Genomic DNA, 22,217 nt, shown 5'->3' on the forward strand with positions numbered 1-22,217 from the left:
GTCCGGGGTTTTCGCTTCTTAAGATCCAAACTCGAAGATGCCCTTAGTCCCGCGGGACCTTGGCGACGCGCCCCGACGGGACGGGTTCGACGTCGTTCGCGTGATCCAGGACGCGGGCCCGGGCAGCCTCCTCAGCGGTCCGGGCGGCCTTACGGTCACCTCGCAATTCGTCCACGCGGACCAAGACCACACCGCCCACAATCAGAAGCCCACCCAGCAACTGGATGGTGCTCGGCAATTCACCCAACAGCAGCCAAGCCCAGATCACGGCGAACAGCACTTCCGTCAGGGACACGAAAGACGCCACTTTGGACCCCAGACTGCGTGCTGCCATGATGCCGGAGACGTAGGCGAGGACGGTCGCGAGAATAACAAGCCCCACAGCTGACACCCACCAGGGTATGGTCCAGGGGCCCAGGGCCGTATCAGCGGTACTGAAAGTCATGGGGATCAACCCCACAGCACCCACCAGCCACATGACCAGCGCGCCCACCAGCAGACCGCCCGAGGCAAGCACGAGAGGAGGAAGGGTGTCGTTTTCCTTGGCTGTAATGAAGAAGTAGATCACCAGGCACACGGCGGCAGCCATGCCCCAGAGGACGCCGATGAAGTCCACCTTCACAGCGCCGGTGAGGTCGAGCACAAGGACTAGTCCACCCAACGAAAGCAATGCGCCAGCGGCGGTAAGGGCCCGAGGGCGGCGACGGCTGGCGATCCACAGCCACAGCACGATCATGACCGGCGCAAGGTATTCGAGCAGCAGGGCAACCCCCACGGACAACCGGGCTACTGCATTGAAGTAGAACAGCTGGCAACCTGCGACTCCGATGAGCCCAAACAGCAGGATAGTCAGCCAGTTGTCCTTGAGCTGGTGCCAGCGGCCGCGAAGAACCACGACGCCGGGAATCGCCAGGATCAGCGCAGCACCGGTGAGTCGCACGGCAACAGCAGCGCCAGGTGACCAGCCGGTTTCGAGCATGGACTTGGCGAACGAACCGGAGGTACCGAAAACCGCGGAGGAGAATAAAGCGATGCCGAGTCCTGAGGCCAGGAAACCTTTTGCATCAGCCTTCGTCTTTGTAGCTGACACAGCAGCCTCCTGTCAGGAGTAAAGTGGGCTTATGGTCATGACAGTACTCCCGAAACATGTAAGGAGTCAAAGTGCATTTTGCGCCTGACACCGAGATTGCACTACGCACCGTCGTTAATCTCGTCAACACAGCAGCCAACGGCGAGGATTCGCTGGCATCAGTAGAGGACCTCGACGCCTTTTTGGAGGCCGAAGAATTCTCGGGTTCGAGGACACATGACGAAGCAGAATTGCGCAGCGTCAAGCGGCTGCGTAGCGAGCTGGCATCACTCTGGGCCGCCGATGAGGACACCGCCGCAAAGACCGTGAACAAACTGCTCATAGACGCGCAGGCACTCCCGCAACTCGTCAAGCACGATCACTGGGACTGGCATCTCCACGCCACTACACCCGAAGCACCATTGGCCGACCGCATGGGCACAGAAGCTGCCATGGCAATCATTGACGTCATCCGCAGCCAGGAAATGGATCGCATGCGTATTTGCGCCGCAGACGATTGCGATGCGGTGGTCCTGGACCTCAGCCGTAACCGCTCCAAGCTCTATTGCGACACAGGCAACTGCGCCAACCGTGCACACGTCGCAGCGTATCGGGCGCGGAAAGCGGCCGTGGGCGAGTAGATCTCCTCCCCGCGGAAAATGCAGGGCACCACTGCGGCCCCACTCTGCGAAAAAGCGCTCCCCCACCTGTAGTGAGGAAGCGCCGGAAGGTTAGTGGCCGCCGTCGGGCGTTTCAGCCTCGTCTGCAACGGAACCGGGAGCGGCGGGACCACCATGCCCGGGCCGCTTGGAGCTGAGGTTGACGCCAGAGCCCTTACCCAGGTGCTCGGCGTTTTCCTTGTGGCTCATGGAGAGCATGGCAGCCACCACGAGGCTCACGATAAACGCGATACCAGCGCCGGTGAAGGCGAGGTCGAACCGCGGAGCGCGTGCGCTGCCGCCAGACGCGAAAATGAGCACGGCAACGAATGCCAGTACTGCGAAGAACGCGGAGAACATGAGGGGTCCCTTGACCGAGGTCCGCATCTTGCGCGGCTCTCCTGGTGTCTGGTCTGCCACGATCATTCCTCCAATGATGGCGGGCCTGTTCGGCTCCCCGCCGGTCTGCAAAAGTTCTACAACGAGTAGAACGTCCAGCTACTAGTTTACGGCCTCCGGGGAAGCACCCGGCGCAGTGGCCTGGTTGCCCGTGTGAGCATCGTGCCGGAGCGTCAGCCCGGAGAGAATCCACAGCACACCGGAAAGGATCGCTCCGCCACCGGCAACACCCAGAAGTGCGTGCGCGCCGAGCGATATGAAGAACGGCAACGCCACAGCAGTGCCCACAGCGATAACACCGGATACCAGCCAATCACGGGTCAACGAGTCGCGATTCCGCAGTGCGTGGACCAGTTCAAGAACGCCAAGTACCAGCAACGCGGCGGCGGTAGAAAGCGCGACGCCGGCATCTGACTGAGTGACCAACGCCCCCACACCGCCGATCGCGACAACCACCGGGACTGCCGCAGGCAGAACGCGCGAGACCCACAACGAACCCGCTGTTGCGAGCAGGTACAAGCCAACGGCCCAAGCCAGCACCTGCACCGAAGGCGATCCCCAGAAGATGGTGACCAGGCCGAACACCAACGCAACCACTGCCCGGGTCAGCACTGGTTTCCAGAGCCCGGGCACGGACGCAGGAGGTGTCTGGGAAGGAGTCGTGGGGAGAGTCACGCATCCAGTTTAGTGCGAACCAAGCACTACCCATTTGTCCGTGCGCGCGCGCAGTCCCAAAGTGACCCCGCGCGCCAGCATGTAGCCCAGCGCAAAGACGACCCACAGCCACACCAGCCCCGCCGCGCCGTCGGGCCTGGTCAGGTGGACGGCCGTCAGGAGCGGCAAGTAGACCGCAAGATTCACGACGCCGGCAATCGCCAGATAGCGCGCGTCACCGGCACCGATGAGGACGCCGTCCAGGACGAAGACGTAGCCGGCCAAAGGCTGTCCGACTGCAAGGACCCACAGGGCGACGGTCAATGCCTCACGCACACCGGCGTCGGACGTGAAGAGGTAGCCGGCCCACGGCGCAGCCACAGCGAGCAGCACGCCGGTTATCACCCCGAACCCCAGGCCCCAGCGGATCATGGTTCGCGTCAATACCCGGACGCGGACAGCATTTCTGGCGCCCAGTTCCTTGCCGATCAGGGCCTGCGCCGCGATGGCGAGCGCATCCAAGGCAAAGGCGAGGAACGAGAAAATGGTCATGGCCAGCTGATGGGCTGCGAGGTTCACGGCGCCTTGGGCAGTGACTACCAGGACTGTGGAGAGGATGGCGAGGCGGAGGCTTAGGGTACGCAGCATCAGCCATGAACCAACCTTTGTCATGGCCCGAATGCCATGCCAGTGGGGTTTGAGGGAGACACCATGCTGCCGGGCGTTCCGGCCAACCATCACCAGATACACAGCCGCCATGGCCCATTGCGCAATGCTTGTGCCGATGGCCGAACCAGTAACGGACAGATCCAATCCGTAGACGAGGAACCAGTTCAGCGCGATGTTCAGCGCAAATCCTGCCGTGGCAACCACCAAGGGTGTCCGCGTGTCCTGAAGGCCGCGGAGCACGCCCGTGCCTGCGAAGATGAGCAACATCGCGGCCAGCCCGGGCATCGACCAGCGCAGGTAATCCACTGCGAACCCGCGAACCTCGCCCGTCGCGCCCATCAGGCCCACGAGCGGTTCAGCAGCGACAAAGCCGGCGACGGCGAGACCCGCACCGAGGATCAGAGCCAGCCACACGCCGTCGCGCCCTGCCGCCAAAGCCTTGCCGAGCTTGCCGTCGCCAATCGCCCGGGCGACTGCCGGCGTCGTCGAATATGCCAGGAAGACCATAAGTCCAACAGCAGTGTGCATCAGCGTGGATGCCAGCCCAACGCCGGCGAGCTGATCCACGCCCAGGTGGCCCACAATGGCGGAGTCAGCGAGGAGGAACAGCGGCTCGGCTATGAGCGCGCCGAACGCGGGTACTGCCAGGCGCAGGATCTCGCGGGCATTGGAACGAGTGGTGATGGTTGTGGTTTGAGGCACTAAACAAGCCTAGTCCGCTTGGGGGCAGGTAAATTTGGGGCCGTGTCACACAAGCATCCCGTTACAGTTTCCGTCGCCCGCACCATCCTTCCGGGGTACACCCGGCAAGCAAATGCCTGGGCACACGCTGGCCAGGAACTGGCGCGCGAGTGGCCCGGATATCTGGGCTCGGGATGGGTCCGGAGTGGGGCCGGCTCGAACGAATGGCACATGCTGTACCGGTTCGCCGATGCTGAAACGCTGCATGGATGGGAGCAGTCCGAGGAGCGGCGCTGGTGGATCGACAGCGCGCGGGAAATGATGGAGACCACGCGGGTTGAGCGGCGTACAGGCATCGAGGGCTGGTTTTCGCAGCCCGGCGATGCCTCCGTGGTTGTTCCGGAAACTGTGGTGCCACCGCGTTGGAAACAGGCGATCAGCATCTTCCTACCGTTCTTCCCTCTTAGTCTGTTGGCCAATTTCCTGCTGCACCCTTTGACGCTGGGCTGGCCGCTGGTGTTCCAGGTGCTGCTCAACATCGTCATCCTGACGCCGCTGATGACGTACATCTTCCTGCCCATCACGACGCGCCTCCTCCAGCCTTGGCTGCAGGCAAAACCACGTGGGTTGAGTCACGGAACTTCTTAATTAGTTGACTCTTCAACTTATCTCCGGGAAGGTTGAAGGCATGAACAAGTCCAGCTTGAGCACTACAGCCCTGACCGTCCTGCGCGTTATTGCAGGTTTTCTCTTCGCCGCGCACGGTTGGCAGAAGTTCAACGAATTCACCATCGCCGGCACCCAGGCCTCCTTTGCACAGATGGGCGTGCCGGGCGCTTCCGCAGTAGCCCCGGTTGTTGCAACCCTCGAGCTTGTGGGCGGCATCGCCTTGATCCTCGGGCTCCTGACCCGGGTGTTCGCGGCCCTCCTGGCCATCGACATGCTCGGAGCACTGTTCCTGGTTCACGCTCCGGCCGGCGTCTTCGTCGCCAACGGCGGATACGAGCTGGTCCTCCTCTTCGCCGGCGCCGCTTTGGCCCTCGCCCTGGCTGGAGCAGGCAAGATCTCCGCCGACAACGCCCTCTTCGGCCGCTCCGCCAGCAAGCTCCGCGTCCTCGCGTAGTTTGCCCCCAACCCCCGATGTTCTCTCACATCCGAGCCTGAATAGCGGAACGCTCGCTCACTTTCGTCAAGAAAGTGAGCGAGCATCGGCGTTAAGGGGTCACGATGTGAGAGAACGTCGGCGCTTAAGGGTCACGATGTGAGAGAACGTCTAGCCTTCGACGCCGGTCAGCTCGTTCGGGACGTGCTCAAGCTGCACGGACTTCTTCACCTTGCCTGTTTGCAAGTCCACCGCGTGAATAGTTTGCGTCGCAGGTTCGGTGACAAACGCCGTCGAGCCTTGAACGAAAAGCGTGGGGCGCGGGTCCTGCCACGTGGTGGATTCTTCCCACGCGGCGACTACGGGGATCGTCGAGGTCACTTCTCCCGAGAGCGGGTCTATAACGCGCAGGCCGCCGTCAGTTCCGAGCACCAGCGCTTCGCCGGCCGGTCCGCGGCCCAGCGAGCGGAACGAGTAGCTGGTGCCAATATCCACAAGCCGGAGGGTTGCGGTTTCAGTGTTGACCAGGGAAATCCGCGTGGGCCGTTCCAGCTCAGCGGCTTTGTCCACTTTGTAGTCGCCCAGGATCACCGGCGACTTCTCCGAGCCCGCCTGGTTGCCCATGCGCCCATATGCGTCCGGGCTTGCGACCTTGGTGATGGCACCGTCCTTGTGGATCAGCATGCCATTCTCGCAGCCAACCACCACAGCTTCGCCTGCAGCAACTGCCTCGCCGTGCACACCAGGGCAGTCTTCGTTGCGCACAAGTTCTTTACGGTCCTGCCCCTTGCCGGCCTCCAGGACAGCGATGCCGGTGCGGCCCTCGTCGTTGCCCAGGGTGACCAGCAGCTTGCCATCTTCCAACTCCACCGCGACGCCGTGGTGAGTCTCGGCAGTGGTGTAAACGTCCGTGACGGGCAGCTTGCCGGCCTCGACAGCGTCGCCCAGGGCGCTGGATTCGAAGGTTTCCACCTTGCCGGAGCCGTCACTGAACAGCACAGTCTTATCCGCGTGCCGCACGACGTGACCTGCCTTGCTCGCCTCGAACGACAGATCCGTCAGCCTGGGTTCGGCAACGTAGTGATGGCTGTGGTCGCCGTGCGGCTCGGTCCAGGCGCCGGCGTCGAAAACGCGAAACGCGTCGCCCGTGGACACCAGGACATGCCGGCCGTCACCTGCAGGGTTGAGGCGGTTGAATCCGTCGAGCTCCGCTTCGCCGCCCACGGGTTCGAGCGTCTTCGCGTCCACCACAGCGATGCCGCCGTCGTACGTGTAAACGAGCCGAGGCGAAGGAGCGCCCGCTTCCTTTTCCTTCGATGCTGCTGCATGGGATTCGGTAGGCGCTTCAGCCGGGCTGGCCCCGGGGGCAGCGCACGCGGTGAGGAGAAGCGCAGAAAGCCCGACGGCGGCAAGCGGCCGGGCGCTTCTGCGGCGCCTTGTTCGGGTGGTTGGGCGTGGCGAAGTAGGGGTCGGGTGATGAGTCATGGATTAAATGATATTGATTCTCATTTGTGTATCAAGTTCGCCTGGGCCGTCCGTTTCGAATCGGTCGGGCAGAAGGTCTGGCCAGCCGGACGGCGGGCGCACGACGTGGACACGTAACAGAAACCCGCCAACAGTAAACTTCGAGCATGAGCGAGTCCCCCAGCAACTCCGTAACCCTCCGCTTCCTCGCCGCCCCCATGGACGTGGGCCACAGTGGATCCGTCGACGCCGGCACCGTCCTTGAGTGGGTGGACAAGGCTGCGTACGCGGCGGCCGTTGGTTGGGCGAAGTCCTATTGCGTCACGGCCTACGTGGGCAACATTCACTTCACGGATCCGGTGAACAGCGGCGACATGGTGGAGGTGACGTCCACCATCGTCTACACCGGCCGTTCCTCCATGCACATCCACACGGTGGTCAGCTCGCGCGATCCCAAGGGTGGACCGGAGACAATGCACAGCCAGTGCATGGTGATTTTCGTGGCCGTCGGACCTGACGGCAAGCCGATTCCTGTGCCACAGTTCGAGCCCTCCACTCCGGAGGAGATTGAGCAACGTGATCACGCGCTTGCCCGCATTGAAGTCCGCGAGCAAATCGTCAAGGCGATGAACGCCCAGGAATATACCGACGCCGGCACCGCCGAACGCGTGACGTTGCGCTTCATGGCGTCCCCCACTGATGTGAACTGGGGTGGCAAAGTCCACGGTGGCATCGTCATGAAATGGATCGATGAGGCCGCCTACGTTTGCGCCTCCAGGTACTGCGGCCGGGATACTGTGGCGGTGTTCTCGGGCGGCGTGCGCTTCTACCGGCCGTTGCTGATCGGCCACGTAGTGGAGGTGGAAGCGCGGCTCGTGTACACCGGGGCAAAGGGAATGCACATCGCCGTGCACGTCCGCTCCGGCGATCCGAAAACCCGCGAAATGAACCTGACCACGTATTGCCTGACGGTCATGGTGGCCCGTGACGAAACCGGAACAGCCGTACCCATTCCGCCGTGGGTGCCGGTGTCCGAGGAAGACAAGAAACTGCACGCGCACGCCAGGGAATTGCTGGAGATCCGCGGCAGGGCCCCCGGAAACCGGCTGCCCGACCACTTGCTGAAGGCAGGCGGCTACCAGGAGGCATGACTTCGGCTCCGTTAGGCCCGATGGAATAGACCGCGTTGGCCGCGGGCGCGAAACACGCCCGCGGCCAACCCTCGGTCTAGGCCTTGTAACCCGTCGGCGGTGTGAGAACGCCGCGCTCGATGAGCTTCTCGATATTGGCGGCCCGTGTTGAGTCTTCCCGGGCAAGCCAGCCCTCGGCCGGGGGCGCGTCGAGGTACTGGTTCTTCGGATAGATCGGGGTGTCGTAAATGACCCGGTACTGCTCCGTGCGCAGGTCCTTGAACTGGTTGTACAGGCCGTTCGAGAGACGGGCACGGCGCAGCGCCTCGATGTCGATCGTGGTGCAGACGAACGAGTCGCCCGAGGTCCAGCCCTGCTGCTTGGTCAGGATCTGGCCGCGTGGACCGACGATCATGGACTGGCCGCCGAACAGGTCCTGCATTGACCCGTCGTCACGGACTTCGGGCCCCAGGTTCGGAGCGACGACGTACGCCGAGTTGAACATGGCGTGGGCCCGGTTCTGCAGTTCCCACATGCCGTTCTGCACGGCCGGCTCGATCAGGGTGCCCCGGATAATGATCTCGGCACCGTTCATCGCCAGCCCACGCGGCACCTCGGGGTACACACCCTCGTGGCAGATGGCGTACCCGATGTTGCCGATCTCGGTCCTGGCCACAGGGAAAATGGCGTCCATTGCATTGCCATCGCCCTTCTTTTCAATCCATTCGTCCCAGACGTCGTGCGGGTTCATGTTGCCAAGCATGCCGCCCTCGTAGGCGTCACTGGTGGCTTTGTAGCGCTTGTAGATAATTTCGCCCTGCGGATCGATGATGAAGGCGACATTGAAGTGGCGGTCCGGGAAGTCCTCGTCCTTGACCATGTACAACTCAGCAGCGATGTAGGTGTTGAGTTCCACGGCCTTTTTCGCGAGTTCGTCCGTCTCCGGACCGGGGATTGTCACGGCAAAGTGACGCTCCTTTTCGCGGTTCCCTGGCGTGTTGGCGATCATGCCCTGGATTGCCATTTCGGGCAGGACGACCAGCTTGACCGGAGAGCCTTCCCAGGACCCGACCATGACTGCCGTGTCGATGAATTCGTTGATGCGTTTGACGTTCGCTACGCCGTCGCCGGGATTTTTCACATTGATGGTCCGCGGCGAGACTGCGACGACGACAAATGGATCGACCATTGTTTCTTTCTCTTTTCTCTTCTTTGAGTACCTGAGTTAGCGCTAACTCACAGTATTCCGGTTTAGTTAGGGATTGCAAGAACTAGGGGTGGTCCGGTTCTTAGGGGGTGGACCAGAGGTCCTTTGATGGCCCTGGTCAGGAGTTAGGCCCCGGGTATGGCGGGGCAGGCGGCGCTTTGTGTTAGCGCTTGCTTCGCGGCGGTGCTGTGGTGTCGCGGAGTATGAGGCGCGGCTCCAGCAGGGGGATGTCTCCCTCGGCTTCCTCTTTGATCATGGCGAGGATACGGCTTACAGCGATATGACCGATTGCTTCGAAATCCAGCTTTACGGTGGTTAGTGCCGGGCGAAAGAAGGGTGCTTCTTTGACGTCGTCGAATCCCACCACGCTGACATCGACCGGAACGTCGCGCCCGGCCTCGTCCATGGCCTTGATTACTCCCAGCGCGAAGGGGTCGTTGGCGGCAAAGACCGCCGTGACGTCCTTCTTTGCGGCGAGTTCACGGCCGACACGGTATCCCTCGGCGGCCGACCAGTCGGAAGTTGGCAGCGGCGTCGGAACGACTCGTCCGGCAGCCCCGAGCTCGGCTGCCCATCCCTGGACCCGGGCAGATGTTGCCATCCAGCCCGGCGGGCCTTGGACGTGCCACACGGTTTCGTGTCCAAGGTCCAGCAGGTGGCGCACCACCATCCGCGCACCACGCACTTCGTCAACAGAAACGCTTGTCGGGCTGGGCTGCGATCCTTGCTGGAAGGTCACTACGGGAACACCGACGTCGAGGCCCTCAAGCACCGTGATCGCATCCAACAGGGGCGCGAGCACGATCACGCCGTCAACTGTGTCCGAATTGATGGATTCGAAGGCAGCCCTAATATCTTCCCGGCGAAGACTGGCCAACGTGACTAAACGCGTCGCATAGCCATGTTGCCGGGCTTCCTCGGAAATACCGTACAAGGCCACCGTTGGTCCGAGGACCGACAGTTCGAAGCTGACAACGCCGATTGTCATGGTCCGGTTGCTGGCGAGAGCCGCTGCCGCTGGATTGCGGCGGTACCGCAGCTGTGCGATGGCATGCTCAACGCGTTGACGGATGTCCGGGTCCACGTTGGTCGCTCCCCTGACAACCCGTGACACCGTCTGCTGGGAGACCCCGGCGAGCCGGGCAACATCGGACATGCGGGGGGCCTTTGACCTGGAGGCCAGCCGCTCCCCGCGCCCGTTGGAGTTCCGGGCTTCTGAAGGTGCAGGGGTCGTGGACACCACTCCATTATCCCCGGTCACCCTCGACGAACCCCTGAACGCGACGCCGGGCGTTGCGCCGGCTGTCACGGGCGCCTGTACCGCAGGACTTCGGGATGCTGGTCGTACGGCCACTCGGCCCCCTCCACCATGTACTTTCGGGTTGTGTAGCTGCCGTCCATGGTTGAGGCCAGCGACGGGGGTCCGTCGAAGCCGATGACACCCCAACCGACCCGGTTCTCGTTGCCTCCGTAAACCGGGTCGCCGTAAAACCCCTGACGGGTGTTGAGCACCAGCAGCGGGAAGAACTCCAGAAAGTCCTCGTTGACCGGTTGGTTGCCCGCCGGCGCGCCGCCAAGACCAGCTTCGGAGTGCTCCAGTGAGAAAGCGTTCGGCTTCTCCGCGCCCGATAACGTCTCCAACACCGCGTCCTGGTCATCCGCCGGAAGTTCGAGGAACCCGACGTCGGCACGCTCCTTCGCCAGCCGGTCCAACTCCACAACGCCTTCACGGTAAAACTCCCGGCGCTGCTTGATGCGCTCCTGCCACGCGGCCTCGTCGCGGCCCTCCATCCGGAGGAACCCGTTCCCGTCAGCAGCCGGGAAGATGAACTGCGTTCCCGCCAGCATCCGGTCAATGAAGCGCACAACCTTGGCCTCACGCGCGCCCGGATGATGGTCAGTGGGGATGATCCGGGCCGTTGCGGCCTCGATCGTATTCCACTCGTGCTCGGTGAAAAAGACCGGCCCTTCGACGTCGCGTGTTGAGATCGGTACCGTAGCCCATTCCGCCTGTCCCATGTGAGATCTGTCCTTTCGTATCCTGTGTGGGGTGCAAATCAGTTTTCTGACCAGCCGTGGCGGTCGACCTGGAGGATGCGGTCCGAGCACCGCCAAGCGTTGGCCATGATCGTCAGGGCCGGGTTGATGCCGGTCGCGGTCGGGAAGAAGCTCGCGTCGAAAACATAGAGGTTTGGTACCTCGTGCGAGCGGCACCAGCGGTCGACGACGGACGTCGCCGGGTCGTTGCCCATGCGGGCGGTGCCCAGTTCGTGCGAGGTATTGCCCGTGATCCGCTCCATGTTGACCGGTATGACCTTCTTCGCCCCTGCGGCCTCGAGGATTTCCCCGTTCTTGGAAACCTGCCAGCGTTCCTGGGCAAAGTCGTTGGAGTGGGGCGTGTGGGTAATGCGCGCCACGGGCAGCCCCCAGGCGTCTTTGACGTTCGGGTCAAGGTCGACGCGGTTGTCCTCAACCGGCAAATCATGCAGCAGGACCCCGATTTTCATGCTGTGGTTGAAAAAGTCGCGGTCCGCGTCCTTCGCCGCCTGGCCCCAGGTCGGCCTGCCGGGGAAGCTCCAGTTCACAGGGTGCCCGATCATCGAGGGGAAGATCAGAGACCCGAGAATATGGCCCCGGCTCTCGTCCGTTTCGTAGAAGTCGAACGAACACAGGCTCATGTAGTGGCCCGCCCACCCGTACAGCGGATCATTCACCTCACGGTCAAACAAGCCAACCGAGAAAGAGTATTGGTGGAAGGTCGCGTTCTTGCCAACCATGCCGTTGCCGTTGCCGAGGCCGTCCGGGAAGAGCCCCGACTTGGACATGAGCAGCAGCCGCGGGGTTTCGATGCCGCCGCCACAGACGATGACGGCTTTGGCGTGTTGGACGAATTCGTCGCCGTCCTCGTCCTGGTAGCGGACACCGGTGGCGCGACCGTCCTTGCCAACGAGTATCTCGCTGACGTAAGAATCTGGGCGGAGGTCGTAGCGGCCGGTCGCTATCGCGTCCGGGATAAAGCTGATCAGGGTCGATGACTTGCCGGTGCCCGGATCGGGGTACTGCTGCCAGAAGCCGTTCTCGCTGAAGGGTTGCCGCCCCCGGTAAGGTTCGGTGACCATGCCCTGCGGCATCGGGAAAGTGCCGTGGCCGAGCTTGGACATCGCGGTGGCGAAGGTCCGCCCGATCTGGCTCAGCGGTGATGGCTTGGTCGGGTAGCCCCGGCTGCGCCACGCTTCCCACTTGTTCGCCCCCGCCAGGCCCGACGTGCCGAACTCCCACTCAACGCGCGTGTAGTACGGCTCCAGTTCGTCATAGGAGATGGGCCAGTCGACCAAGCTCGCACCCGGCACGTCGCCGTGCAGGCTGCGCAGCTTGAAATCGCTCTCGGCCATGCGCGGCACCATGCCGCCCCAGTGGGTGGTACCTCCGCCGACAACCTGCGGCGTCGCCGAGAAGTTGGTGATTTCCGCCTCGACCTTGTCGTTCGGACGATAGGTCCGCGGCTTCACCTTCGGGTCCTGCCAGATGAAATTCCGGTTGAGGAACTTCAGCTCGTCTCCCGAGGCGTGCTCAGGCTTCAGCCATGGCCCCCGCTCCAGGCCCACCACCTTCAGGCCAGCCTCGGACAGCACCTTTGCCGCTGTGGCCCCGCCGGCGCCTGCGCCGACGATGACGACGTCGACAGGCTCGGGCTGCTTCTTCCTGGTCATTATTTTGGTTTCCTTTCGTAAAGTCCTGCTTCGCGCACTGGCGTTCAGACCGTCACGGCTTCAATGCCGTTGCGGCCCACGCTTGCAAGAGGCAGGAGCTTGTCCCAGAGTTCCTGGGGGATGTCGTGGTTAAGCAGGTGGAGGGTCTCCTCGACGCGGTTCGGGCGGGACATTCCAACGATGGTGGATGCCACGCGCTCGTCGCGCACGGAGAACTGCAGGGCAGCCGCTGCGAGTGGGACACCGTACTGCCCGCACATCGCCTCCATGCGCAGGACCCTGTCGATCGTCGCCTGATCGACAGGGGCGTAGCAGTATCGCGGGACGGCCCGCGGGCCCTTGACGAGCATGCCGCCGCCGAAGGGGGCGGCATTGACGAAGGCGACTCCGCGGCGGGCTGCGTCCTCCAGGAGCGGCTCGGCGGTCTGTTCGACGAGGGTGTAGCGGTTGTGGCTGATGACGGCGTCGAACGCGTCCGTCTCAAGATACTGCAGCTCCAGGTCAATCGGGCCTCCGGCGACGCCCAGGCTCTGGATAACGCCCTGATCCCGAAGATCTATGAGGGCTTCAAGGGGGCCTCCCTTGGCCACACCCTCCTCGAACGAGATCTTTTCGGGGTCGTGCAGGTAGACGAGCTGGAGCTTATCGAGGCCCAGGCGCTCGAGGCTTTCCTCGACGGACCGGCGGACGCGGTCACCGGAGAAGTCGGTGCTGCCGGGAACGGGGTCGACCTTCGTGGCGACTACGTATCCCTCGGGGATGCCGCCCCGCTCGGCGATCGCCCGGCCAATCCGTTCTTCACTGGCACCCCCGCCGTACTCATTTGATGTATCGATGAAAGTGAAGGGCCCGTCAAAGACGCGGTGAATCGTGGCGACGGCGGTGCCTTCATCGACTTCGTAACCGTACTGGGCGGGAAAGCTGCCCAGCGCGCTCGTGCCTACACAGATATCGGAGACAGTCAGGCCGGTGCGGCCCAGGGGACGAATGGACATAATTCCTGCTTTCTGGAGCTGAATGGGTTGACGGTTTGGGTCTTAAGCAACCCGGGGGCGCCGGAAATGTTTGGAGAAGAATCCGGAAATCCTCTGGACGCCGCCCGCGCTGGAGAGGAAGACGGCGAGGATGATCACTGCACCCTTTATGAGCAGCTGCGGTTCGGAGGAGATTCCGACGAGGTTCATGATGTTGATGATGGTCGTCAGGATGAACACGCCGATCACTGCGTTTAGGGGGTCGCCCTTGCCGCCCATCAGGGAGGCGCCGCCCACGACGACGGCTGCTATCGCGTCGAGTTCGTAGCCTACGCCGATGAGTGAGCTGCCCTGCCGTAGCTGGGCCGCCGCAACAAGTCCGGCCAAGCCGGCAAGAACGCCGGAGATGGTGTAGGTGATGATCAGGTTCCGCGCGACCGGCAGGCCCGAAAGCCGCGAGGCTTCAGGATTGCCGCCAATCGCGTAGAGGGAGCGGCCGAACGTCGTGTATTTGGCCACAAGCGCCGCCACCACGGCCACGATGATGAAGATCAGGACCGGGTTGCGGATACCGAGGAAGCTGCCGCGGGAGAAGGCCTGAATGAGTCCCTGGTCGCGGATCTCGATCAAGCTTGTCGACTGGATGATGTAGCTGAAGCCCTTGACGGCGCTCATCATGGCAAGCGTTGCGATGAAGGGCGGAATGTTCAGCCAAACCACGAGGACGCCGTTGATCAGTCCTGCGACAGCGCAAGAGGCCAGTACGAACACGACGGACGCGCCAGCGGGCATTCCGGCCTGCAAGGTGAGTGCGGTAAGGACCGTGGACATGGCCAGGATCGACCCCACAGACAGGTCAATGCCGCCTGTCAGGATAACGAAGTATTGTCCGATGGCCAGCACGACGACGATCGATGCGGCCGTGATCACGTTTTCGGCATTGCGGAACGTCAGGAAGTCATCGGAGACGTAGTAGCCCACCGCGATGATCGCGAGGAGGACCAGGATCAGATAACTCTTGGGCAGGGCGCGCAGGGCGCTGCCCCGCAGCCGCGAGGTGATGCTTGAGGATTGGGACGTGGTGTCACTGCGCTGGGGCAGGGGCGACAGGGTCCGGGACATGGTTGTTCTCCTGTGTAGAAAGTCTGATGGATAGCGCCGTCAGGCGAAGCGTTCGAGAATGGCGTTGCCGGAGGGGTCGATGTCATCGTGTGCGAGTTCTGCGACGACCCGGCCGCGGGCCATGACGAGGACGCGGTCGCACATCATCGCCTCGGTGATCTCCGAGCTCGCCACTACGACGGTTCCTCCGGCCTGCGCGAACTCGCGGATGAGTTCGTACATGTCCTCCTTCGCGCCGACGTCTACTCCGCGGGTTGGTTCGTCGCACACGAGGATGCGTGACTGGCGGACAAGCCAGCGGGCCAGGATGGCCTTCTGCTGGGTTCCCCCACTCAGCGTCTTGAGCGGCTGGTTCACCCCGGAGACCTTCATGCCGAGTCGTGCCACCATCTCGCCGGCCACGCCGCGCTCCCGCCGGGACTGGATAACGCTCAGCCGGCTGAACTGCGGAAGGCTGGCCAAGGTGATGTTGCCGGCGACGCCCATGTCCGGGATGAAGCCTGCGGCTTTCCGGTCCTGCGGCAGCAGCCCGATCCCTCGGCGGATCGCATCGCGCGGGGCACGGAAGTCCACTGCTTTCCCGTCGACGCGGATCTCGCCTGAGGTCCGGCGCCGCGCACCCGCGATGAGGCCAGCGAGTTCTGACTGGCCACTGCCGATGAGCCCGGAAATGCCGAGGACCTCGCCTTCATGCAGTTCGAACGACACCTTGTCCACGTACCCCTCCTCGGAGAGGTCGCGGGCTGAGAGGATGACGCTCTCCCGGGGGCCTGCACCGAGGCTGGGTGAGCGTTCCCCGCGCAGGGCCGCCTCGGCAATGGAGCCTTCAAGGCTCTTGCCGACCATTGCCGTGACGACATCGGCGGGTTTGGAGTCTGCAGTCTTCAAATCCGCGGCGTTCACGCCATCGCGCAGCACAGTCACGGCGTCGCAGAGCGAGAAGAGCTCGTCCATGCGGTGCGAGATGTACAGCAGCGTCACACCCTGCTCGGACAGGGACCTCAGGACCGTGAAGAGCCGTTCGACGTCGGGCATCGGCAACGTGGACGTGGGTTCGTCCAGCAGCAGCACCCGGGCGTCCTTGTGCAAGGCCTTGGCCAACTCCACGGCCTGCTGCTCCGCGGTGGAGTAACTTGCTACGGGGCGGCGAACGTCCAGGTCGAAACCCACCCGGTCCAGGGCGGCCCGCGCCTGGGCCTGCATCCGCTGCCAGTCCACGGCCGCGCCGCCGCGCAGTGGCAGCTGGCCCAGGAAGATGTTCTCGGCCACGGACAGGGAAGGAACGAGCGAGAGCTCCTGGTAGATGGTGTGAATACCTGCCTGCTGGGCATCCATTGGATCCCGGAAGCGCTGGAGCTCGCCACCAAGGCGTATGCTCCCCGAGTCCGGTGATTCGGCGCCGGAAAGGATCTTGACGAGCGTGGACTTGCCGGCCCCGTTTTGTCCGGCCAACGCGTGGATCGATCCTCGGCCGACGCTGAAGCTGACACCCTTCAGCGCCTTCACGCCGGGGTAGGACTTGGTGATGCCCTCGAGTTCGAGCTCTGGGGCGCTGAAATGGGATTTCCCCACGGTCCCGGTGGCTGATGCCACCGGTGCCTGGTTGTTGGCGGACATAGACGTTCCTTATCTAGGACTTTCGGGGCCGGGAGGGTTTCGGCGCAAGATTGCTGTCCGGACCGGCAGGTTCTTAATCTTTGGCGCGGACGTACGTGTCACCGGGGACGTAGTATTTGGCCGCGTCAGCGGGCGTCACCACGGTTGTATCGATGTACTTGGTCTTGCCGGGGCACTGGGCCTGGTCACCCTGGATGGCGGCAACTGCCATGCGCACGGCTGCGGCTCCCTGGTCCCAAGGCTGGTTGGATGCATCCGCCTGGAGCGGTCCCTTCGGGTTGTCCACCATCTCCTTGATGGCGCCCATGCCCCCGTCGTAGCTGGCCATGATGATCCCGTCACCCCACAGGCCGGCCTGCTGCAGGCCCTGGACGATGCCGCCGTGCATGACATCGCTCATGCTGTAGACGACCTTGAGGTCGGGGTTGGCGGTGGCGACGTCACGTATTGGGGCCAGGGCCTTGTCCGGTTTCCACTCACCGTACTTGGTGTCAAGCTTGACGGTGGTGACACCGGGGTGCTTCTCCATAATGCGGTTCCATCCGGCCATGAAACCGTTGAACCGAAGGTCGCTCAGCACATCTCCGGGGAAGCCGCCGATACCGACGAGCTTAATCTCGCCCTTCTCTCCGTACTTCTCCAGCGCGCGCTGTGCAGCTACCTCACCGGCGAGCGAGCCGGTGTGCTCCTGATCCTCGGCAACGTAGCAGAACATGTCCGGAACCAAGGACTTGTCCACGCTCGAGTTGACCGTCACAACGGGTATGCCCGCGTCCTTCAAGGCCTGAATCGAGGGACCAACGCCAAGCGGATCATTTGGGTTCATAACGACCACGTCCACACCCTTGGTGATCAGGGTCTGCACGTCGGCGTTCTGCCGGACTGTGTCACCGTTGGCGTCCAGCAGCTCCACACGCGCGCCGACCTTGCCGGCCTCGGCCTGGCCGCCCTCAACAAGAGTCTTCCACCAGTCACTGCCGCTGATGCCGCGCTGGCTCCAGCCGATGACCAGCCCCTTGCCGCTTGCCTTCTCCCCCGCGTCGTCCGCGGCAGCGCCGCCCTTACAGCCAGCCAGCCCAAGCATGGAGACCGTCAGGACAGAAGCACACAGTGCCGCTCTGCCAAGTCTCTTGTTTCGACGAATTCCAGTTGTAGTTCTCTGCATGAACAACACTCCCTTGTGTTCGTGATCACCCCAACTTTGGGGCACGAGAGTCACGTTACAGTCTGAGTTAGCGCACTATCAAGAGGCTGGAGGAAAATTTAATGAAGCTGGCGTTTTCCGAATAAGTCCTGCAAAATAAAGGGAAAGTCAGAGGTATCCGCTGATCAGGTCAGTGATAAGGATCCTGATTTATCGCTAACTCAGACGTATCTTTCTTCCCGCGGACGCATCGAAGCGGCCCGCGGCCAACCAGGTAGGACAGATGTGCTGGGACCTTGACGAGAACCCGCCCCCGGAGCAACGGGAACAGTTGCGGCATCCTGATTTGGGGCCAGGCGATCGGCTCCACGCGGGCGCGGGACCGAAGACCACCTTCGCCAAACCTGCCGCAACCGTCATTGATCGTGTATCGATGGTGGATGTTGCCGTACGGGCCGGAGTTTCGACGCAGACCGTGTCCCGGGTGGCGAACGGGAGCCGCGATGTGCGAGCTGACACCAGGCGGCGCGTCACTGCTGCGATGAATGAATTGGGATATCGGCCCAACAGTGCGGCACGGGCGCTGAGGCGCGGAAGTTTCCGGACCATCGGCGTGATCACGTTCTCGCTGTCGTCCTTCGGGACCATGCGTACGCTTGAGGCAATCGCGCTGCACGCAGCCCGGCAGGACTTCGCCACCACACTGATCCCCGTCACGGCCCCCACCCAAGCCGGTATCCAGGGTGCGTTCTCACGCATCGGCGAACTCGCCGTCGACGCGGTGATTGCCATCATGGAGGTCCACCTCCTCGAGGCAGCGACAGCGACTCTGCCCCCGGGAGTGAGGGTCGTCGTCGTCGATCCCGACGCCGGTGAGCAGTACAGCGTGGTGGACACCGACCAGGCCGGCGGCGCCCGCAAGGCCGTCAAACACCTCCTGGACCTCGGCCACGAAACCGTCTGGCACGTCGCCGGCCCCGAAGCGTCCTTCGCCAGCGAACGCCGCGCGGCCGCCTGGCACGCGGCGCTCACCGACGCCGGCAGGCCTGTCCCGCCGCTGCTGCGAGGCGACTGGTCAGCGGACTCCGGCTACGCCGTCGGTCTGCGGCTCGCCGACGAGCCCGGCTGCACCGCGGTATTTGCCGCGAACGACCACATGGCGCTCGGCATGCTCCGGGCCTTCCGCGAAAAGGGGAAATCAGTTCCAGGAGACATCAGCCTGGTCGGCTTCGACGACGTCCCCGAAGCGTCCTCGTTCACTCCCCCGCTCACCACGGTGCACCAGAACTTCGCTGACGTCGGCAACCAGTGCGTCGACAACGTCCTACAGCAGATCCGAACCAAGACCACCAAACACGGCGTCACCCTCATCCCCACCCAGCTCGTTGTCCGCCAAAGTACCGCTGTGCCTCCCAAAGCAGCGCCCCCGGTTCAGAATTTACGAAGCGACGCGACACATCCACCGGAGGGCCCCATCATCGAACAGGAGACATGAAACCCGTTACCACGTGGTGAGCTTCCCGTGCTTATCCAGCTCCTGAATCTTATGGTTTCTGAGCCGGGTAAGCAGCCAGCTTTCCGCCTTCCCTATCCGGCGTCCCCTCAAAGACAACAGGTCCACCGATACGAGCCAATCCGTATAGGGGTAAGCCTCCAGTTGTAGCTCGATCAGTTGGCCGCCGTTTATCTGGTCCACGATCAGCTGCCGTGGCAAAGTTGCCCACCCCAAGCCCGCCGATGCCATCGAAATGAGAGCCTCATAGTTATCGGCACGCCACACCTGTGCGGACTGCAGGTATTCAGTGGTCGGCAAGCTGGCAGCATGCGCGGTGTAAACAATGTGCCTGTGCGCGCGTAAGTCGTCAAAGCTCACAGTGGTCTTCGCCGCCAACGCATGCCGGGCATGGGCGACGTGGGTGAGGATCAGTTTCCCGAGTTGATGAAACTGAATTTCCCGGGGATACCGGGGCTGGGCAAAAGCAATCCCCAGGGCGGCCTCACCGCGTTGGACCAAGCCGGCGACGTCACCGTGTTCAGGATTTCGGATAACAAGGTCCGTGTGGGGAAAGTTCTCGGCGAATTCCACCAGAATGGCCACCAGGTTCTGGTACGGGATGCCTGCCGCAATGGTGAGGCTCGCCGGGTCGCCTTCCGACATGGCATCCGCGTGGCTTTCCAATGCTTGGCATCGATCGTAAACAATTAATGCCTCGACCAGCATCGTTTCGCCGGCTGGGGTCAGGGTGGGAATACGTGTCGTCCGATCAAACAACTCCAGCCCAAGAGCTATCTCCAGGTTGGCCACGGCAGCACTGATGGTGGACTGGCTGCGCCCTAATGCTCTGGCCGCAGCGGAGAAGGAACCCCACTTGCAGCTCATCACGAAAGCCTCGACCTGCTCCAACGAGTACCGCATCATCACTCACCTATCGTCTGTTCCGATAGTAAATCACTTCTTCTGCAGCGTTTGGCGGCATATCGTTGCATGAACCCGGGCACAAAGGCCCGTCGGAACCACGAAAAGACCTCACCGCCAATGTCTCTGGCGCCGTTGAGGTGAAAGGACCAGCATGAACAACGACCTCGAATATCTCCGCCGCGCCATCATCGTTTCCCGGAACGCCCGGGACAACGGCAACCACCCCTTCGGCGCAATTCTCGTAAACGCCAACGGCAACATCGTCCTGGAAGCTGAGAACACCGTGACAACCGAGAACGACGTCACAAACCACGCCGAAACCAACCTGGTGCGTTTGGCATCTCGGTCCATCCCCCACAATGAGCTTCCCAGCCACACCCTGTACACATCCTGTGAGCCCTGCGCCATGTGTGCGGGCGCGATCTACTGGGCTGGCATCGGCCGGGTGGTCTATGGCCTGGCAGAAACGGGTTTGCTGGCGATAACCGGCAGTCATCCGGAAAACCCCACTCTGTCTCACCCCTGCAGGCTTGTATTCGCCGATGGAGGCCGCCCCACCGAGGTCTCGGGCCCGCACATTGAAGAAGAAGCCGCGAAACCACATGCCGGCTTCTGGAACTAAAAGAACGAGGCACCATTTCCCTCAGAGCCGTGCAAGGATGGCCCTGGCCAAGCAATGAGGCGCCTGTCTGGGGCCGAAACAGACCCTAACTCCGGAGCGGGCTGTCGAGCTGCTCCAGCGGGACGTCAGTAGTGATTCAAAAGTCGTCCTTGCCCCCGACTTCCGGATCACCAGGGAGACGGCCCACAGTATCTGCGCCAAGCGCGGACGTTAGGAACCCTCTGCGCTGCCGAGTAAATCCTCTTGGCCCAGCCGAGGGACGTCTACTCGTCCTATTTGGGGGCCGATAACCGACGTTCCGTCCAGCCTGGGAATGAACTACGACCGCGGGCTCCTGCGGCAGAAGCTCACGACTGCGTCCTCTGCGGACTCACGGACGAGCGTGCATTGCGGTCTGCATGGACGAGCCATCGGGGCCGTCCATCGATCAAGTACTCACGTCTGCTTTGCCTGGCGCAGGTACTGGTAAACAGTTTCCCGGCTGATGCCGTAATCGTTGGCCAGGACAGATTTTGGTATTCCGCTGTCCGCCCTTAGCACGAGCTCGGCGGCGCGTTCGGGGCTAAGGCTCCTTTTGCGTCCGTGGTAGGCGCCGCGTTGCTTGGCGAGGGCGATGCCTTCTCGTTGGCGTTCCTTGATGAGGGAGCGTTCGAACTCGGCGAAGGCACCCATGACCGAGAGCATGAGGTTGGCCATGGGGGAGTCCTCCCCGGTGAAGAGGAGGTGTTCCTTGACGAACTGCACGCGTACTCCTTTGCGGGTGAGGCCCTGGACCAAGGAGCGCAGATCGTCCAGGTTGCGGGCGAGCCGGTCCATGCTGTGCACGACCACGGTGTCGCCTTCGCGGGCAAACCGCAGAAGTTCAGCAAGCTGCGGCCTTGCCGTGTCCCGGCCGGAGGCTTTATCCGTGAAGACGCGATCCAGGACTTCGCCATCGAGTTGGCGTTTCTCGTTTTGGTCGAGAGTGCTCACTCGCACGTATCCGATTCGTTGACCATTCACCGGAATCCTCCCGCCGCCGTCCCTTTGAGTTTGAGAGTCCTTGGCAAGCAGCGTCAAGACATTCATGTCCCAACGGCGTCAGAGTGGACAGGCTTCAACGAAGCACCGGGTTCCCGGCCGGCGCTCGAATAGTTCCGGGTTCCAATCGCTTCGGCCAATTGTCCAAAGAACTTTGGACAATTGGGCGGCCAGGCAGGCGTTTTATGCCTTGGCGTTGCCGTCGTTCGGGCCGGCTTCCTTTGCGCAGCGGGTTGCTGCGCAAATGGCTGAAATCCTTGCCGTACGGCGTAAACAGCAAGGGCGATCGCGGGGGAGAGGGCCTGAGGTAGACTCTCAAAAATAAAAGTTAGTTGAAGCTTCAAGCATTAACACGACATAACGTCGGTTATCGGCGTTCAAACAACGGGAGTAGAAGCAGCTGCGAGAACTCCCGCCCCATGACGAATCCAGCGTTTCCGCAGGTCAGCCGGGCTTTGCCCGGCGCGCGCATTCCTCACGCCAACGACTGAATTTGCCCTCGGATCGCTTATGGCTATAGGTTTCCTGCATCTAATGCATGTTTCCATGGTTTAG

At 62.6% G+C, this 22,217-nt stretch carries 21 protein-coding genes; 6 read left to right on the top strand and 15 right to left on the bottom strand.

The annotated features are described in order from the left end of the window. Positions 1-43: 43 nt before the first annotated feature. On the bottom strand, positions 44-1,090 hold the full coding sequence (locus LDN82_RS21905; RefSeq protein ID WP_224165851.1) for an EamA family transporter: 1,047 nt from the start codon (positions 1,088-1,090) through the stop codon (positions 44-46). A gap of 71 nt (positions 1,091-1,161) precedes the next feature. On the opposite strand from LDN82_RS21905, the gene LDN82_RS21910 reads away from it, so the two are divergent. After that, positions 1,162-1,710, top strand: coding sequence for a CGNR zinc finger domain-containing protein (locus LDN82_RS21910; RefSeq protein ID WP_224092762.1), 549 nt, complete (start codon positions 1,162-1,164; stop codon positions 1,708-1,710). Positions 1,711-1,800: 90 nt separating this feature from the next. Here the strand turns inward: LDN82_RS21910 and LDN82_RS21915 are convergent, their stop codons facing one another. The 3 genes from LDN82_RS21915 to LDN82_RS21925 all read right to left on the bottom strand — a co-directional run bounded on the left by LDN82_RS21915 (position 1,801) and on the right by LDN82_RS21925 (position 4,152). Beyond that, on the bottom strand, positions 1,801-2,154 hold the full coding sequence (locus tag LDN82_RS21915) for a hypothetical protein (RefSeq protein ID WP_224165852.1): 354 nt from the start codon (positions 2,152-2,154) through the stop codon (positions 1,801-1,803). Positions 2,155-2,229: 75 nt separating this feature from the next. Beyond that, positions 2,230-2,802: a DUF308 domain-containing protein gene (locus LDN82_RS21920; protein ID WP_224092746.1), complete on the bottom strand. Its 573-nt coding sequence runs from the start codon at positions 2,800-2,802 to the stop codon at positions 2,230-2,232. A 9-nt stretch (positions 2,803-2,811) separates the two neighbouring features. Beyond that, complete coding sequence (locus LDN82_RS21925) at positions 2,812-4,152, bottom strand: MATE family efflux transporter (RefSeq protein WP_224165853.1); 1,341 nt, start codon at positions 4,150-4,152, stop codon at positions 2,812-2,814. A 42-nt stretch (positions 4,153-4,194) separates the two neighbouring features. Between LDN82_RS21925 and LDN82_RS21930 the strand changes: the two genes are divergently transcribed. Together LDN82_RS21930 and LDN82_RS21935 are read left to right on the top strand one after the other, a co-directional pair. Then, entirely contained in the window at positions 4,195-4,779 is a 585-nt protein-coding gene (locus LDN82_RS21930) for an antibiotic biosynthesis monooxygenase (protein WP_224165854.1), read from the top strand. A gap of 40 nt (positions 4,780-4,819) precedes the next feature. Beyond that, positions 4,820-5,254, top strand: a complete 435-nt coding sequence (locus tag LDN82_RS21935; RefSeq protein WP_224165855.1) for a DoxX family protein — start codon at positions 4,820-4,822, stop codon at positions 5,252-5,254. A 150-nt stretch (positions 5,255-5,404) separates the two neighbouring features. On the opposite strand, the gene aztD is transcribed toward LDN82_RS21935, so the two are convergent. After that, positions 5,405-6,718 carry a zinc metallochaperone AztD gene (gene aztD, locus LDN82_RS21940; RefSeq protein ID WP_224165856.1) on the bottom strand — a complete coding sequence of 438 codons (1,314 nt, stop codon included), beginning with the start codon at positions 6,716-6,718 and terminating at the stop codon, positions 5,405-5,407. A 146-nt stretch (positions 6,719-6,864) separates the two neighbouring features. Between aztD and LDN82_RS21945 the strand changes: the two genes are divergently transcribed. Continuing rightward, positions 6,865-7,848, top strand: a complete 984-nt coding sequence (locus tag LDN82_RS21945) for an acyl-CoA thioesterase (RefSeq protein ID WP_224165857.1) — start codon at positions 6,865-6,867, stop codon at positions 7,846-7,848. 76 nt (positions 7,849-7,924) lie between these two features. Here LDN82_RS21945 and LDN82_RS21950 read toward each other — a convergent pair whose 3' ends face one another. The 8 genes from LDN82_RS21950 to LDN82_RS21985 all read right to left on the bottom strand — a co-directional run bounded on the left by LDN82_RS21950 (position 7,925) and on the right by LDN82_RS21985 (position 17,622). Then, a complete protein-coding gene (locus LDN82_RS21950; RefSeq protein ID WP_224165858.1) occupies positions 7,925-9,016 on the bottom strand; it encodes a nitrilase-related carbon-nitrogen hydrolase in 1,092 nt (363 codons plus the stop codon). Between the two features lie 181 nt (positions 9,017-9,197). Then, a complete protein-coding gene (locus LDN82_RS21955; RefSeq protein WP_224093942.1) occupies positions 9,198-10,190 on the bottom strand; it encodes a substrate-binding domain-containing protein in 993 nt (330 codons plus the stop codon). A gap of 149 nt (positions 10,191-10,339) precedes the next feature. Then, positions 10,340-11,053 (bottom strand): gluconate 2-dehydrogenase subunit 3 family protein, encoded by a 714-nt coding sequence (locus LDN82_RS21960; RefSeq protein ID WP_224165859.1) that lies wholly within the window; start codon positions 11,051-11,053, stop codon positions 10,340-10,342. Positions 11,054-11,091: 38 nt separating this feature from the next. Beyond that, on the bottom strand, positions 11,092-12,744 hold the full coding sequence (locus tag LDN82_RS21965; RefSeq protein WP_224165860.1) for a GMC family oxidoreductase: 1,653 nt from the start codon (positions 12,742-12,744) through the stop codon (positions 11,092-11,094). 44 nt (positions 12,745-12,788) lie between these two features. After that, on the bottom strand, positions 12,789-13,739 hold the full coding sequence (locus LDN82_RS21970; RefSeq protein ID WP_224165861.1) for an aldo/keto reductase: 951 nt from the start codon (positions 13,737-13,739) through the stop codon (positions 12,789-12,791). A 42-nt stretch (positions 13,740-13,781) separates the two neighbouring features. After that, the gene (locus LDN82_RS21975) at positions 13,782-14,840 is read right to left on the bottom strand and encodes an ABC transporter permease (RefSeq protein ID WP_224165862.1); all 1,059 of its coding nucleotides are present in this window, start codon (positions 14,838-14,840) and stop codon (positions 13,782-13,784) included. Between the two features lie 39 nt (positions 14,841-14,879). Next, positions 14,880-16,457 (bottom strand): sugar ABC transporter ATP-binding protein, encoded by a 1,578-nt coding sequence (locus LDN82_RS21980; RefSeq protein WP_224165863.1) that lies wholly within the window; start codon positions 16,455-16,457, stop codon positions 14,880-14,882. A gap of 73 nt (positions 16,458-16,530) precedes the next feature. After that, entirely contained in the window at positions 16,531-17,622 is a 1,092-nt protein-coding gene (locus tag LDN82_RS21985) for a substrate-binding domain-containing protein (RefSeq protein ID WP_224165864.1), read from the bottom strand. A 262-nt stretch (positions 17,623-17,884) separates the two neighbouring features. Between LDN82_RS21985 and LDN82_RS21990 the strand changes: the two genes are divergently transcribed. Then, complete coding sequence (locus LDN82_RS21990; protein ID WP_346347104.1) at positions 17,885-19,096, top strand: LacI family DNA-binding transcriptional regulator; 1,212 nt, start codon at positions 17,885-17,887, stop codon at positions 19,094-19,096. A 6-nt stretch (positions 19,097-19,102) separates the two neighbouring features. Here the strand turns inward: LDN82_RS21990 and LDN82_RS21995 are convergent, their stop codons facing one another. Then, positions 19,103-20,020: a LysR family transcriptional regulator gene (locus LDN82_RS21995; RefSeq protein WP_346347105.1), complete on the bottom strand. Its 918-nt coding sequence runs from the start codon at positions 20,018-20,020 to the stop codon at positions 19,103-19,105. 151 nt (positions 20,021-20,171) lie between these two features. On the opposite strand from LDN82_RS21995, the gene LDN82_RS22000 reads away from it, so the two are divergent. Next, entirely contained in the window at positions 20,172-20,642 is a 471-nt protein-coding gene (locus LDN82_RS22000) for a nucleoside deaminase (protein ID WP_224165865.1), read from the top strand. Positions 20,643-21,077: 435 nt separating this feature from the next. Here LDN82_RS22000 and LDN82_RS22005 read toward each other — a convergent pair whose 3' ends face one another. Continuing rightward, positions 21,078-21,644 carry a recombinase family protein gene (locus tag LDN82_RS22005; protein ID WP_224093937.1) on the bottom strand — a complete coding sequence of 189 codons (567 nt, stop codon included), beginning with the start codon at positions 21,642-21,644 and terminating at the stop codon, positions 21,078-21,080. Between the last annotated feature and the right edge of the window lie 573 nt (positions 21,645-22,217).

This window comes from Arthrobacter sp. StoSoilA2, assembly GCF_019977195.1.
Lineage (GTDB): Bacteria > Actinomycetota > Actinomycetes > Actinomycetales > Micrococcaceae > Arthrobacter.